Raw genomic sequence first — 12,790 nt, forward strand, 5'->3', positions numbered from 1 at the left:
GAGCGCCCGCGCTGCACGGACGCGCTTACGAAGGTGATCGTCCCTACCTGTGGATAACTCTGTGGATCGTTGTGGAGAAAGCCCGGTTCTCTGTGCATCCAGGTTGTGGAAAACCGCCGCTACGCACCAACCTTCGAAACTACACGCGTGTCATTTCGAGCCCAGTCCGAAGTGGAACGGGCACGACGACGGCGCGTCGGCGCGGCGCACGCGACCTCCGGAACGCGGCTTGGTCGGCATCCGTCTCCTGTTCACCTCGAGTCCGCGGCCGCTGATGCGCAGGCGCGGGTCGCTGAGGACGGCGATGGATGCTGCGAGCCCGGCGATCGCGAGCTTCTCGCCGGGGCAGCGGTGACCGGTGCGCACGTCGGCACCGCCGTGGGGGACGAACGCCTTCAGCGCCTCGTAGTCGTCGACGCCGACGAAGCGCTCGGGAGCGAAATCGGAGGGGCGCTCCCACTCGCGGGTGTCGGTGTCGGTGCCGAGGATGTCGAGCACGACCCGCCCGCCGGCGGGCACGCGCTGACCGTCGAGCTCGATGTCGGTCTCGGCCCACGCGGGCAGCATCGGCACGAAGGGGGCGGTGCGACGGATCTCCTGCGCGAAGGCCGTCGCGAGCTCTCCGCCCACGAGCGTCCCGCGTTCGGCCGTCTCGGCGGCGATGCGCTCACGCCACTCGGGCCGGTCGTGCAGCTCTTTCGCAGCGAAGGCGACGAAGCGCGACACCGCGATCATCGGGCGGAAGCTGTTCTGCAGCTCGATCCCCGCGGTCTTCGCGGGCAGGAGCTCGCCGTCTTCGTCGCGATGGTGCGCCCAGGCGTGCAGGGCCGTGTTCTCCGCGGGGTGCAGGGTGCCTGCACGCACCGCGTCGATCAGCTCGGCGGCGTGGCGGTCCGACCAGCGGCGGTTCAGCAGCGCGAGCGCGAACTCGGGCGAGTAGGGGACGCCGAACCCGTCGACGATCTGCGCCTGCCGCTTCGCCCAGCGGGTCTGCGCGGCAGCGGTGCCGGGGATCCCCGCCCAGCGCATGATCGCGCGACCGAGGGCTCCCACGGCGGCGTCGTACGCCGACCGCTCGCCGCCGGCGATCCAGGCTTCGCGCTCCCCCTGCCACTGCCGATCGAGCTCGGGAAGCAGCCGCTGCACCTCGGCGTCGTCGTACAGCACGTCGACGAAGGTCGCCTTGCGGTGGCGGTGCTCGGTGCCGTCGAGGCTGTGCACCGAGCCGTGGCCGAAGAGCGACTCCTGGATGAAGGCGGGCATGGCGCCGTGGCGACGGATGCGCGACTCGTCGTAGAAAAGATCCACGCCCTCCTCACCTCGGACGAACAGCGCCTCGCGCCCGAGCAGACGGAACGGCACGGCGCGCGCGCCGCGGTCCGCGCGGCGCCACAGGCGCGAACCGAAGCCGTAGCCGCGCACCAGCAGCGAGAGGGAATCGTCACGGAAGAGGGCGAGGGGGGATGCCATTCCCCCACGGTTCCACGGGGATTCCGGGCGACCGAGGGGGCGGCGTCGGCGGACGCCCTGTGATATCGATGCGCCGCGATCGAGCGGCTGATGTCGCGCCGACACGGCGCACGCGCCGACGCCTCGGCATCCGCTCGATAATGAAGGGGTGGAGGCCTGGGAGACGCGCGAGTGGTTCGCGGACTTCCTCGACGCGTACAACCGTCACGACATCGAGGCGGTACGCGGATTCCTGCACCCGGCTGTGCGCCGCGCGCACCTGCCGGCGGGGGCCGAGGCCTGGATCGCCGACTACGCCGAACTGCTGCACGGCTTTCCCGACTGGCAGGCCAAGCGCATCCAGCTGATCGTCGAAGACGACCGCCTCGCCGTGCACCTGCGCGCGGGCGGCACGCACACGGGGACCTTCGCCCACGTCCCGGCCACGCGTCGGCGGGTGAACATCGCCTCGTTCGCGATGTACCGCGTCGATCGGGGGCTCATCGTCGAAGCGACCGGAACCGACGACGCGGAGCAGCTGCGGACCGCCATCTCCTGAGCGATTCGCACGTCGCGACAGGGGTCCGATGAGCGATCTGTCAAGGGCCGCTCCATGTCCGTGGTCCCAGGTACGGTCACTCGTGCCCGGTTTCCATCCTCGGGCGAAAGGAGCGGTGACCATGGAGTCTCCAGACCGCCCCGGCGCCGGAGTCGTGTGGGCTCGTGTCGAAGAGGGCTTCCACGTCGGTAGCAGGAAGGGCGTCTTCCTCGGCTACATCGATCGTCAGCCCGGCGGCGCCTTCCTCGCCTACGACGGGCGCTCCCGTCTCGTCGGCAGCTTCCGCGCTCTCACCGCCGCCATGGCCGCCGTCACGAACGGTCAACCTCCCCAGGACGCCGAGATCACCCTCTCCGAGGTGCGCGTGCCCGCCCCCCGATCGATCGACGGCGGGGGTACCGCATGAGCGAATCGCTGGTTTCCGTTTCGTACGTCAGCACGGCGACGGAGCCGTTCGATGACGCCCGCCTGGCCGAGCTGCTCGCGCAGAGCCGCCGCTCGAACCACGAGCACGACCTGACCGGCATGCTGCTGTATCGCCGGGGCCGCTTCTTCCAGGTGTTGGAAGGGTCGACGGATGCCGTGGACGAGCTCATGACGAAGATCCGTCGCGACCCGCGGCACGCCGAGGTGCGGGTGCTGCTGTCCGAAAAGATCGACGAGCGCCGCTTCTCGGAATGGACGATGGGCTACGAGCCGATCGGTGTGCCCTCCACCCCGGCGCCCGAGGGCTTCCGCGACACGTTCGACGACCTCGAGTCCGACGACGAAGACGACGCGATCCGCGCCGTGCGCGAACTGACGGTGTGGTTCCGAGCGCGGACGACCGAAGAGGCTTGAGCCTCTCTCTCGCGTTATCGTCGCGGGGTGAGCCTCGACACCAGCCGAAGCGGTGCACGCCCGCGTGCCCTGGCTCGGATTGTGGTGGGCGTTCTCGTCGTCGCCGTCGTGACGTACTCGTATGCGCTGCGCATCGCCGCCGATGACGGCAATCCCTTCGACTTCTTCGGCTACTTCACCAATCAGACGAGCACGCTGACGGCTCTCCTGCTGATGCTGGTGGGGTGTATCGGATTAGCTGGGCGCTCGGTTCCGCGAGTCGTCGCGCTTGCCTGGGCGATCGGCGCCGCGTGCCTCGTCGTCGTCGCTGTCGTCTACAACGGGCTCGTGCCGGGAACGGGCTCGGCGCCGCCGTGGGTGAGCGTGGTTCTGCACGTCGTGTTCCCCGTCCTCGTCGTGGCCGATGTCGCGACCGCTCCCGATCGGCCCCGGCTCGCGTGGCGGGAGCTGTGGTGGGTGCTGCCCTACCCGCTCGCGTGGATCACCGTCGTCCTCGTTCGCGGGGCCACCGACGGGTGGGTCCCCTACGGCTTCCTTCTGCCCGAGCGCGGCCTCGCGTCCCTCGTCCTGCACGTGGTGGGCATCCTGACGCTGCTGCTCCTCGCCGCGGCGGGCGTCTGGGCGCTCGGTCGACGCGGATCGTCGCGACCACTGTCGTCATAGCGGCGGATCGAGGGCGCGGAGCGCGGCATCCATCCGCTCCGCCATGTGCGCGTACCCGGTGTCGTTCGGGTGCAGGCCGTCGCCGGCCATCCAGCTGTCGGGATCGTCGGCGTAATGACCGTCGAGCCATCGACTGGCCCCGTCGATGTGGTCGGCCCCGATACGTGCGGCGGCGTCTTCGACCCACCCCGAGATGACGTCGACCGAGGCCGGCCGGTCGGCGATGTACCAGAACGGCTCGACCACGACGATTCGCGCCGCGGGCAGGCCGTCGCGCAGCCGCTGCAGGTCGCTGTCGATGGTCGATCGGATCTCGTCGGCGCGATCGTCGTAGCTGAAGTTATCGTTCAGGCCCATCGTGACGAACACGATGTCGGGGCGATCGGCGATCACGAGCGCGGGGATGTCGTCGAGCCCGTCGCGCATGCCGGCGCGACGGTTGACGAAACCCAGGCCGTTCTCGCTGCGGTTGATCTCGTGCCAGCCGCGGTCGACGGAGATGACCGTCGACCACCGCCGGTCCGACGAACTGGCTCCCGTGCCGCGGGTGTACGAGTCGCCGTAGAACGACACGACCGGACCATCGGCGGGCATCGGGGTCGACACCTCGGCGGAGGGTGAGGCGGGCGCGCACGCGACCAGACCGAGCATGACGGATGCCGTGACGGCGGCGATCCGCAGGAGTCTGGTGCGCATCTGACCATTCTCGTCGGCGCCGCGGGACGCGGGGCCTTCTCAGGTCGGCTGCGGATCGCCCTCGCCCGCGAGCCGTGCCACGTGCTTCTCGATGCGCGCGGCCCGCGTCTTCGCGGTCGCGGCCGTGACGACCGGGTGCAGCACCGAGTACCGCTCCGCCTTCGTCAGCGCGGCGAACGCACGGGCCGCCGCGGGGGAGGCGTCGAGCGCGTCCTGCAACTCGGGCGGCACCTCGATGTCGGCGGAGCCCGCGTAGGCGCGCTCCCATCTTCCGTCGGCCTGCGCGCGCGCGATCTCGTCGGCGCCGCGCGGTCGCAGGCGCCCCTCGTCGGCCAGTCGGGCGACGATGTCGACGTTGCGCTTCGACCACATCGACCGGGCACGGCGGGGAGTGAAGTGCTGGCGGAAGGTCGCGGCATCCCGAGACTGCTTGCGCCCATCGATCCAGCCGCTGCAGAGAGCCTCGTCGAGGGCCTGCGCGTAGGTGAGGGTGGTCGGCTCGACGGTGCCCTTCTTGGCGAGAACGAGCCACACGCCGTCGCTGGTGGCCTCGTGCGCGTCGAGCCACGCGCGCCACGCGGCGGCGTCGTCGACGGTGAGCTCGGGTGCCTCAGCCATGATCTCTCCTCGGTGCGCGTGTACGTCGGACCCTAGCGGTCGCCTCCGACATCGCCCTATCGGAGTGCGGTCGCCGGGGCAACCGGCCTCCTGCCGCGCCCCCAAGCAGCGAGCATGTGGGAATGCGATGTGTGACCTACGCCGGCGAGACCGTGACCACGACCGACGACGTGGCGGAGGCGCTCGTGCAGCTCACCGCATCGATCGCCGCCGAGGGGCAGGCCGAGGCCGTGAGCATTCCCATCGTCACCGAGCACGGCGAGCAGGAAGAGGCCGAACTCGTGATCGGCGTGGGCAACGACGTCTTGAGCGCCCCCAACGACGACTGGTCGGGAGACGAACCCGATTTCTCGTGGGCCGCGCACGAGCTGCGCCAGCACAAGCGTTTCCCTCAGGCGCCCGCGGTCGCCGTCGAGCCGCTCGATGAGGGCGCCAACCCCGACGCGTTCTGGGACCCCGACCTCGAGGGCTTCACCCGCGCCTGACACCCATCTGCCGGGGGAGCTCGTCAAGCCCACCTCGGGCGCCCGATGCAGTCGTAGCGTGAGGCATCCACGTCGGAGGCGACCGGTTCATCGTCCCGACGGCGGAGCCCCGGACAGTCCGGGTGGTGCAGCCGTTTCGCGGTACCGCCCGGACGCTCTCCGGCATCCGGCACGATGGACCCATGCAGCACTCTCTCGTCACCGGCGCCTCGCGCGGAATCGGCCGGGCCATCGCCATCGCCCTCAGCACGCGCGGTGACCGCGTGGCCGTGCACTACGGCAGTGATCGCACCGCCGCCGAAGAGACGCTCGCGCAGCTGCACGGCGAAGGGCACGTGCTCGTGGCGGGAGATCTGTCCGACCCCGCCGTGGCCGCAGGGGTCGTCGCCGAGGCGCTGTCGGGTCTCGGGCGCATCGACGTGCTCGTCAACAACGCCGCGATCGCGCCGAACGCCGAGACGTCGCACCCGATCGCCACGACCGACTTCGACGCGTGGCATCGCGTGTGGGAGCGCATGGTGGCCATCGACCTGGTCGCCCCGGCCGACGTCTCGTTCCTCGTCGCACGCTCGATGATCGACCGCGGCATCGAGGGCGCGATCGTCAACGTCGGCTCGCGCGGGGCGTTCCGCGGAGAACCCGAGTTCCCCGCCTACGGCGCGGCGAAGGCGGGACTGCACGCGATGGGTCAGTCGCTCGCGGTCGCCCTCGCGCCGCACGGCATCTCGGTCACCACGGTCGCGCCGGGCTTCGTCGGCACCGACCGGCAGCAGACGAAGCTCTCGGGCGAGGGCGGCGACGGCATCCGGTCCCAAAGCCCCTTCGGCCGCGTCGCGGAGCCCGAAGAGGTGGCGGATGCCGTGGTCTACCTCAGCTCACCCGGCTCGCAGTGGGCGTCGGGTGCGATCCTCGACCTGAACGGGGCGTCGCACCTGCGCACGTGAGCGTTACTGCGACATCTCCCGGTCGAGGCGGTCGAGCAGGGACTCGAGGGCGACCTCGAACTCCTCGTCGGCGCGATCCTCGCTGAGCAGCGGGCGCAGGCGCATCACCTGCGGCAGGTCGTCGACCTCGCGCTCGCCGTCGCCCTGCGGAAGGTCGGCATCGCCCTCGTCGAGGGGCTCCTCGATCGGCCCCGTCTCGGCGCCGCGGACGGCCGCCTCGAGCAGCAGCTGACCCAGCAGGAAGCTGCTGAACGCCCGGTAGGCGTCGACGGCCTGCTGGTCGCTGAAGCCGAAGTCGATCAGCGACGCGAGGAAGATCTCGACCACCTCGACGCTGCGCAGCGGCGGTCGCAGCCAGGGCGCGGCGGGGTGGCGGGTCGCGATGAGCGGGAAGGCCCGCGGGTGCTCGACCGCGACGCGGCGCACCTCGTGCGCGGTCACCTGCATGAATCGCTGCCAGCTGTCGCCCCGGGCATCGCGCAACGCCGCGGTGAGCCCCGTCATGAGCACGTCGACCACGCCCTCGAGCAGGTCTTCGCGCCCGTTCACGTAGCGGTAGAGCGACATGGCTTCAACGTCCAAGGCTTTGGCGAGGTTGCGCATCGACAGCCCGGCCAGGCCATCGTCGTCGATCCGCTCCAGAGCGCACGCGATGATGGCCTCGCGGCTCAGCCGGGGCGTGGCCGAGTCGGTGACATCTCGTGTGTGGCGGATCATGTGGCTTCCCGATGGTGTGGGTATCCATGGTGACGCGTCGAGGGGGCAGGCTCGGGTCTGCTTGCGCGATGCCGCATCCGTGGGCTAGACCCGAGCCTACCGCCGCGTTCAGAGTCGTCATCCGGCTCACGCGGCCTGGACGACCCGTCGCCCGAGCGCGCGCACGATGAGCCCCGCCACCGCTGCGCCGACGATCGGCGCGACGATGAACACCCATAGCTGCGACACGGGCAGCGCGCCGCCGTACACGGCCGTCGCGATCGAGCGCGCCGGGTTCACCGAGGTGTTCGAGATCGGGATGCTGATGAGGTGGATCAGCGTGAGCGTCAGGCCGATGCCGATGGGGGCGGAGGTGACGTACTCCTTCTTCGCGGTGATCGAGAGGATGACGGCGACGAACACACCCGTCAGCACGGCCTCGACGACGAAGACGGAGGGCAGGCCGTAGCCGCCCGGGCTGCCCTCGCCGAAGCCGTTCGAAGCGAAGCCCGACGACTGCGCCGCGGCGAACGCGCCGTCCTTGCCCGAGAGCACGAGCGCGAGCACGCTCGTGGCGACGACGCCGCCGAGCAGCTGCGAGAGCAGGTAGCCGGGCACGTGACGGGCGTCGGTGCGGCCGGCGATGAGCAGACCCAGCGTCACCGCCGGGTTGAAGTGTCCGCCGGAGATGTGGCCGACCGCGGCGATCCCGGCGACGAGCGTCAGACCGAACGCCAGAGCGACGCCGAGGAATCCGACGCCCGCTTGGTTGTCGTCGGCGCTCGGGAAGTTGGCGGCGAACAGCGCCGTGCCGACTCCGCCCAGCACGAGCAGGAAGGTTCCGAAGAACTCGGCGGCGTAGCGAGCCAGTGACGACCACTGCGGGGCGTGCTGGGCGCGTTGCTCGACCGTCGAGTCCTCGACGGCGACCGGTTCGTTTCGTTTTTCGATCTTCTTCTTACCCATGACCGGGCGCTCCTTCCGTGGCCGGCGGTGCACCGGCATCGCGTTGTGGACGTGGCCAGCCAGGGATTCGTCACGCGCGGATTTCTCTTCCGCGCGCCACTGCCACACGACCACGATGACCGCCCGCGGCGCGATGGTCGCGGTCTTGACCGTCGCGCCAGCGCTGGGATATACACCGTAAGCCTATTCAGTTCGATGCACACACGCGAGCGCCGTGCAACCCCCGCGTGACGTATCGGGCACCCGGTACGTCTGATCTGTGTAAGCGAAATCGTCGCCTCGGATCCCCGGGTCGTCATGCTCGAAAGGAACCGCCATGGCTGAGAACACCCCCGCCCCCACCGACACCCCCGCTGCGCGCAACGTCCCCCGCGCCGCCTCCCGCGTGAACCGTCCGCTCGGCGGTCGCGGCCCCGAGGAGCGCACCGAGGGCACCACCACGATCGCCGACGGCGTCGTCGCGAAGGTCGCCGGCATCGCGGCCCGCGAGGTCACCGGTGTGTACGCCCTCGGTGGTGGTGGAGCCCGAGCGTTCGGCGCGATCCGCGACGCCGTCAACGCCACTGACCTGACGCAGGGCGTCAAGGTCGAGGTGGCCGAGACCCAGGCCGCCGTCGACGTCACGATCGTCGTGGAGTACGGCGCGCAGATCCAGGAGGTCGCCGACCAGGTGCGCGCCCGCGTGGCCGGATCGGTCGAGCGCATCGTCGGACTCGACGTGGTCGAGGTCGACGTGGCCGTCGACGACGTGCACGTGCCGGGCGACGAGGACGACGACGACGAGTCGCGCGTCCACTGACCCCTCGGGGGCGGAGTCGTCCGGCCGCCAGGCCACGGCATCCGCCCCCTCCCTCTTCTCGGGTTCGCCCCGCGCGCCCGTCACCGACCTCGCCGATCGAAAGGACTCGACATGATCGACCCGTCTTTCCCGTCGCTTCTGATCCCGGATGCCGCGACCGCACGCCCCGCGCGCTGGACGCGCAGCGAAGGAGGCCTGTCGTGAAGACGTCGAGCCGTGTCTTCGTTTGTCGCCCGCGCGGCGTCTACATCGCCACCGGTGTGGGCCTGGTCGTCGTCGTGCTGATCGCGCTCGGGCTCTTCCTGCCGCTGACGGGACTCCTCGCCGCCACCACCGCCAGCACGGCGGGACTCGTGCCCTTCCCCGTGTTGAGCGTCACGGGCGTGACGCTGCTGGGTGTCCTGCTCGTGGCGGGTGCGCTGCTGCTCGCCCTCACCCGCCGCCGGCCCGCCGCCGCGTGGGTGTGGAGCGTGCTGGCTGTGCTGGTCGCCCTCGCGGTGACGGTGTTCCCCCTCGTGGCCGTGGCCGTGGGGTCGGCCGACCGCGCCGCCGACATCGGGCCGATCATCGGCGACCTGTGGGGCCGGCTGTCGGGTCTGCTCCCCTCGTAAGCGGGACAGGTCTGCGCGAATCGGTCGCGACCGGTTGCGGTTCGCCTCGGCACGGGGTTGCCTGGAGCGATGGCCGTCGCGTTGTGGATCACCGCCCTGTTCATCGGGGCGACCCTCTGGCTGGCGTCGGTGCTGGTCGTGACGACCGCCGCTCCCGACGAGCGGTTCCCGTGGGAACGCAATCCGTCGAACCGACGTGCGGCCAGCATCTCGCTGCGCGTCGCGGGCATGCTCTTCATCGTGTTCTCAGTGTCGTGGGGCATCGCGCCCCTCGCGGGCTACTGGGGGGCGTTGCCGTTGCTGGCGGCGTTCGCCCCGGCGACACTCGCGATCATCCTGCACAACACGTCGGTGTCGCGGCGGGCGGCGCGGGTGGATTGACGCCCACCGCGCCGGCTGATCGACTGGACAACGTGCCGCATCGGCGCGGAGAGGCGTGACCCATGAACCCCGTGCTCGTCATCATCGACATCCAGCGCGACTACTTCCCCGGTGGTCGGCATCCCCTCGTCGGTCCGGATGCCGCGGCCGAGGCGGCCTCCGCGGTGCTCGCCCATCAGCGCGACCAGGGCGACCCCGTGATCCACGTGCGCCACGAGAGCCCCGAAGGCGGCGGCTTCCTCGAGGTCGGCACGCCCGGCGCCGAGATCGACGACCGCGTCGCCCCGATCGGCGAGGAGGCCGTGATCGTCAAGCACGCCCCCAACTCGTTCGTCGGCACCGACCTGCACGACCGGCTGCAGGGGCTGGGCGAGCGCCCCGTGCTCGTGGTCGGCATGATGACGAGCATGTGCGTCGATGCCACGGTCCGCGCCGCCATCGACCTCGGCTACTACGTGTCGGTGGTGGCCGACGCGTGCGCCGCACCCGACCTGTCGTACGGCGGAACCGACGTCGACGGTGCGACCGTGCACGCGGCGTTCGTCGCCGCGCTGGCGGGCGCCGGGGCGACGATCGTGACGAGCGCGGAGGTCGTCGCCGCGGCGTGAGTCGCTCAGCGTCGAGAAGCCTCCGCAGCCAGCGAGCGCTGGAGTGGTCCGTAGTGGGCCACGACCGCGCGGCGGTAGGCCTCGACGTCGCCCGCGAGTGCGGCGTCGAGCATCTCCCCGTGCGCGACGGCCGTCTGCCGGATGTCGTCGGGCATCGGGATCTCGAGCAGCGGGATGACCGCGGTGTGCACGTCCCAGAAGGCCCCCACCAGCTGCTCGGCCAGGCGGTTGCCGGTGGCGGCGAAGAGCTTGGTGTGGAACGCGCGGTCCGCCTCGAGGAAGCTCTCGCCACGCTCGGCGCGCTGCACCATCTCGGCGACCAGGGCCCGAAGGGCGTCGGCATCCGCCTCGCCCGCATGGGTCCGCTCGACGACCAGCTCGGCGAGAGCGAGATCCAGGGCGACGCGCACCTCGACGACCTCGCGTAGGGCCTCCATCGAGCCGTCGGGCGAGAGAACGCCGCGGAAGACCAGTGCTTCGACCATGGGGTCGAGTGACATGCCTCCGACGAACGTGCCGTGGCCGTAACGCACCTCGACGATGTCGAGCGTCGCAAGGGTGCGCATCGCCTCGCGGACGGACGACCGGGAGACGCCGAGGGTCTCGCACAGCTCCGCTTCCGTCGGGAGCAGGTCGCCGGGCTTGAGGTCGCGGGTGAGGATCAACTGCTTGATCTGATCCGCTGTCGTTGACCTGCGCATGCGCGACGCGTTTCGGTCGGCCATGACCATTCGGTGCTCCATCCCCCTGAAAGGCACCGCCCGAGGGCGGCTTCGATTCGGCTTTGTGTTTCGCCGACATTCGTGAGTATAGTGCGTCAGACGTCAGATGTCCTCACGACGCCCGAACCATCCACACAGGAGTGACCATGTTCCGAAACCCCCTGCGCCGACGCACGCGCCGGGCGACCGCGCTGCTCGCCGGCGCGGTCGTGGCCAGCGTCGCGCTCGCCGGGTGCGGCGCGGGCGGCACCCCCGCCGCCGACACTGCGACCGATGCCCCGATCGACCCGAACGCCACCATCGAGGCCGGCATCTCGTACTCGCTCAACGGCAGCTTCGACCCGATGGTCGCCTCGGGCGCCGTCACGGTCGCCGCCAACTGGCACATCTTCGAGGGTCTGGTCGACCTCGATCCCGTCACCAAGCAGCCCTATGCCGCGCTCGCCGCCGACCTGCCGGTGCAGAAGGACGACACGACCTACGACATCGACCTGCGCGAGGGCGCGACGTTCCAGAACGGCGAGCCCGTCACCGCCGACGACGTCGTCTTCAGCTACCAGCGGGTGCTCGACCCGGCGAACGGATCGCTGTTCACTTCCTACGTCGACTTCATCCAGTCGGTGACCGCGGTCGACGCCGACACGGTCGAGATCACCACCAAGTACCCGTTCTCGCTGCTCAACGAGCGGCTCGGCATCGTCAAGATCGTCCCCAAGGCGCTGGTCGAGAGCGAGGGGGCCGAGGCGTTCGGCAAGACCCCCGTCGGCTCGGGCCCGTACTCGCTGGTCTCGGCCGTTCCCGAAGACAAGATCGTCTTCGCGAAGTACGACGGCTACAACGGCCCGCGTCCCGCGAAGGCCGCCGGGATGAACTGGAACCTGCTCTCCGACTCCGCCGCGCGGGTGACGGCGATGTCGTCCGGCACGATCCAGGCCATGGAGGACGTGCCCTATATCGACGCCGACGGGCTGGCATCCACTGCCGACGTCGAGAGCGTCCAGTCGTTCGGCCTGCTGTTCATGATGTTCAACACCCAGGCGGCACCGTTCGACGACGTGCGCGTGCGTCAGGCGTTCCACTACGCCCTCGACATGGACAAGATCATCGCGACCGGCATGCTCGGCAACGCCACCGCGGCGACCTCGTTCCTGCCCGAGGGGTACGCGAACTATCACGAGGCCTCGACCGTCTACTCCTACGACCCCGACAAGGCGAAGGAGCTGCTCGCCGAGGCCGGCGCTCAGAACCTTTCGATCACCCTGCTGTCGACCGACACCGGCTGGGTCAAAGAGGTCGCGCCCCTGATCAAGGAGTCCCTGGATGCCGTGGGCGTGAACGTCACGCTCGACATCGGTCAGTCCTCTGCGCAGTACGCGAAGGTCGACGCGGGCGAGTACACCGCCATGATCGCGCCCGGCGACCCCTCGGTCTTCGGCAGCGACCCCGACCTGCTCATGAACTGGTGGTACGGCGCCAACGTGTGGACGCAGAAGCGCACGCACTTCGCGGACCAGCCCGAGTACGCCGAGCTCCAGGGCCTTCTCGACCAGGCCGTGCAGCAGACCGGCGACGAGCAGCAGCAGACGTGGAACAAGGCGTTCGACCTGCTCGCCGACCAGGCCGTCCTCTACCCGCTGTTCCACCGCAAGCTGCCCACCGCCTGGAACGGTCAGCAGCTCGTCGGCTTCCAGCCGGTCCCCACGACCGGCCTGTCGTTCCTCGACGTGGGCGTCGCCGCCCAGTGATCCCGGTG

17 protein-coding genes are annotated in these 12,790 nt (G+C 70.2%); 11 read left to right on the plus strand and 6 right to left on the minus strand.

From position 1 onward, the window contains the following. Positions 1-150: 150 nt before the first annotated feature. Complete coding sequence (locus FS769_RS07265; RefSeq protein WP_144831358.1) at positions 151-1,470, minus strand: cytochrome P450; 1,320 nt, start codon at positions 1,468-1,470, stop codon at positions 151-153. Between the two features lie 148 nt (positions 1,471-1,618). Between FS769_RS07265 and FS769_RS07270 the strand changes: the two genes are divergently transcribed. The 4 genes from FS769_RS07270 (at position 1,619) to FS769_RS07285 (ending at position 3,511) form a co-directional block, all read left to right on the plus strand. Continuing rightward, the gene (locus FS769_RS07270) at positions 1,619-2,008 is read left to right on the plus strand and encodes an ester cyclase (protein WP_144831362.1); all 390 of its coding nucleotides are present in this window, start codon (positions 1,619-1,621) and stop codon (positions 2,006-2,008) included. 121 nt (positions 2,009-2,129) lie between these two features. Beyond that, complete coding sequence (locus FS769_RS07275; RefSeq protein WP_186325450.1) at positions 2,130-2,414, plus strand: hypothetical protein; 285 nt, start codon at positions 2,130-2,132, stop codon at positions 2,412-2,414. Then, positions 2,411-2,848 carry a BLUF domain-containing protein gene (locus tag FS769_RS07280; RefSeq protein WP_144831366.1) on the plus strand — a complete coding sequence of 146 codons (438 nt, stop codon included), beginning with the start codon at positions 2,411-2,413 and terminating at the stop codon, positions 2,846-2,848. Before FS769_RS07275 ends, FS769_RS07280 begins: the two co-directional genes overlap by 4 nt. A gap of 84 nt (positions 2,849-2,932) precedes the next feature. After that, positions 2,933-3,511: a Pr6Pr family membrane protein gene (locus tag FS769_RS07285; protein ID WP_260979713.1), complete on the plus strand. Its 579-nt coding sequence runs from the start codon at positions 2,933-2,935 to the stop codon at positions 3,509-3,511. Here the strand turns inward: FS769_RS07285 and FS769_RS07290 are convergent. Together FS769_RS07290 and FS769_RS07295 are read right to left on the minus strand one after the other, a co-directional pair. Then, positions 3,506-4,207, minus strand: a complete 702-nt coding sequence (locus FS769_RS07290; RefSeq protein WP_260979714.1) for an SGNH/GDSL hydrolase family protein — start codon at positions 4,205-4,207, stop codon at positions 3,506-3,508. The two genes, FS769_RS07285 and FS769_RS07290, sit on opposite strands and share 6 nt — an antisense overlap. A gap of 39 nt (positions 4,208-4,246) precedes the next feature. Continuing rightward, positions 4,247-4,825 carry a YdeI family protein gene (locus FS769_RS07295; protein WP_144831371.1) on the minus strand — a complete coding sequence of 193 codons (579 nt, stop codon included), beginning with the start codon at positions 4,823-4,825 and terminating at the stop codon, positions 4,247-4,249. A 122-nt stretch (positions 4,826-4,947) separates the two neighbouring features. Here FS769_RS07295 and FS769_RS07300 point away from each other — a divergent pair, with 122 nt between their 5' ends. After that, on the plus strand, positions 4,948-5,310 hold the full coding sequence (locus tag FS769_RS07300; protein WP_144831374.1) for a hypothetical protein: 363 nt from the start codon (positions 4,948-4,950) through the stop codon (positions 5,308-5,310). A gap of 182 nt (positions 5,311-5,492) precedes the next feature. Continuing rightward, positions 5,493-6,254 carry an SDR family NAD(P)-dependent oxidoreductase gene (locus FS769_RS07305; RefSeq protein WP_144831377.1) on the plus strand — a complete coding sequence of 254 codons (762 nt, stop codon included), beginning with the start codon at positions 5,493-5,495 and terminating at the stop codon, positions 6,252-6,254. A gap of 3 nt (positions 6,255-6,257) precedes the next feature. Here the strand turns inward: FS769_RS07305 and FS769_RS07310 are convergent, their stop codons facing one another. Both FS769_RS07310 and aqpZ read right to left on the minus strand, forming a co-directional pair. Further along, entirely contained in the window at positions 6,258-6,971 is a 714-nt protein-coding gene (locus FS769_RS07310) for a TetR/AcrR family transcriptional regulator C-terminal domain-containing protein (RefSeq protein ID WP_144831379.1), read from the minus strand. Positions 6,972-7,097: 126 nt separating this feature from the next. After that, a complete protein-coding gene (gene aqpZ / locus FS769_RS07315) occupies positions 7,098-7,916 on the minus strand; it encodes an aquaporin Z (RefSeq protein WP_144831382.1) in 819 nt (272 codons plus the stop codon). 316 nt (positions 7,917-8,232) lie between these two features. Here aqpZ and FS769_RS07320 point away from each other — a divergent pair, with 316 nt between their 5' ends. The 4 genes from FS769_RS07320 (at position 8,233) to FS769_RS07335 (ending at position 10,315) form a co-directional block, all read left to right on the plus strand. Further along, positions 8,233-8,715 carry an Asp23/Gls24 family envelope stress response protein gene (locus tag FS769_RS07320; RefSeq protein WP_144831385.1) on the plus strand — a complete coding sequence of 161 codons (483 nt, stop codon included), beginning with the start codon at positions 8,233-8,235 and terminating at the stop codon, positions 8,713-8,715. A gap of 200 nt (positions 8,716-8,915) precedes the next feature. Continuing rightward, positions 8,916-9,326: an MFS transporter permease gene (locus FS769_RS07325; protein WP_144831388.1), complete on the plus strand. Its 411-nt coding sequence runs from the start codon at positions 8,916-8,918 to the stop codon at positions 9,324-9,326. A 69-nt stretch (positions 9,327-9,395) separates the two neighbouring features. Then, on the plus strand, positions 9,396-9,707 hold the full coding sequence (locus tag FS769_RS07330) for a hypothetical protein (protein WP_144831391.1): 312 nt from the start codon (positions 9,396-9,398) through the stop codon (positions 9,705-9,707). Positions 9,708-9,769: 62 nt separating this feature from the next. Beyond that, the gene (locus tag FS769_RS07335; RefSeq protein ID WP_144831394.1) at positions 9,770-10,315 is read left to right on the plus strand and encodes a cysteine hydrolase family protein; all 546 of its coding nucleotides are present in this window, start codon (positions 9,770-9,772) and stop codon (positions 10,313-10,315) included. A gap of 5 nt (positions 10,316-10,320) precedes the next feature. On the opposite strand, the gene FS769_RS07340 is transcribed toward FS769_RS07335, so the two are convergent. Further along, positions 10,321-11,016 carry a FadR/GntR family transcriptional regulator gene (locus FS769_RS07340; protein ID WP_144831397.1) on the minus strand — a complete coding sequence of 232 codons (696 nt, stop codon included), beginning with the start codon at positions 11,014-11,016 and terminating at the stop codon, positions 10,321-10,323. A gap of 167 nt (positions 11,017-11,183) precedes the next feature. Here FS769_RS07340 and FS769_RS07345 point away from each other — a divergent pair, with 167 nt between their 5' ends. Further along, complete coding sequence (locus FS769_RS07345) at positions 11,184-12,782, plus strand: ABC transporter substrate-binding protein (RefSeq protein WP_144831400.1); 1,599 nt, start codon at positions 11,184-11,186, stop codon at positions 12,780-12,782. Positions 12,783-12,790: the final 8 nt, after the last annotated feature.

Source organism: Microbacterium sp. BH-3-3-3, assembly GCF_007679045.1.
GTDB classification, from domain to species: Bacteria; Actinomycetota; Actinomycetes; order Actinomycetales; family Microbacteriaceae; genus Microbacterium; species Microbacterium algihabitans.

Bases quoted from the DNA above. Each gene is read 5' to 3' on its own strand.
- FS769_RS07280 (WP_144831366.1), top strand. From the start codon at position 2,411: ATGAGCGAATCGCTGGTTTCCGTTTCGTACGTCAGCACGGCGACGGAG.
- FS769_RS07310 (WP_144831379.1), bottom strand. From the start codon at position 6,971: ATGATCCGCCACACACGAGATGTCACCGACTCGGCCACGCCCCGGCTG.
- FS769_RS07300 (WP_144831374.1), top strand. From the start codon at position 4,948: ATGCGATGTGTGACCTACGCCGGCGAGACCGTGACCACGACCGACGAC.
- FS769_RS07265 (WP_144831358.1), bottom strand. From the start codon at position 1,470: ATGGCATCCCCCCTCGCCCTCTTCCGTGACGATTCCCTCTCGCTGCTG.
- FS769_RS07335 (WP_144831394.1), top strand. From the start codon at position 9,770: ATGAACCCCGTGCTCGTCATCATCGACATCCAGCGCGACTACTTCCCC.
- FS769_RS07290 (WP_260979714.1), bottom strand. From the start codon at position 4,207: ATGCGCACCAGACTCCTGCGGATCGCCGCCGTCACGGCATCCGTCATG.
- FS769_RS07320 (WP_144831385.1), top strand. From the start codon at position 8,233: ATGGCTGAGAACACCCCCGCCCCCACCGACACCCCCGCTGCGCGCAAC.
- FS769_RS07295 (WP_144831371.1), bottom strand. From the start codon at position 4,825: ATGGCTGAGGCACCCGAGCTCACCGTCGACGACGCCGCCGCGTGGCGC.
- FS769_RS07340 (WP_144831397.1), bottom strand. From the start codon at position 11,016: ATGCGCAGGTCAACGACAGCGGATCAGATCAAGCAGTTGATCCTCACC.
- FS769_RS07345 (WP_144831400.1), top strand. From the start codon at position 11,184: ATGTTCCGAAACCCCCTGCGCCGACGCACGCGCCGGGCGACCGCGCTG.
- FS769_RS07275 (WP_186325450.1), top strand. From the start codon at position 2,130: ATGGAGTCTCCAGACCGCCCCGGCGCCGGAGTCGTGTGGGCTCGTGTC.
- FS769_RS07305 (WP_144831377.1), top strand. From the start codon at position 5,493: ATGCAGCACTCTCTCGTCACCGGCGCCTCGCGCGGAATCGGCCGGGCC.
- FS769_RS07330 (WP_144831391.1), top strand. From the start codon at position 9,396: ATGGCCGTCGCGTTGTGGATCACCGCCCTGTTCATCGGGGCGACCCTC.
- aqpZ (WP_144831382.1), bottom strand. From the start codon at position 7,916: ATGGGTAAGAAGAAGATCGAAAAACGAAACGAACCGGTCGCCGTCGAG.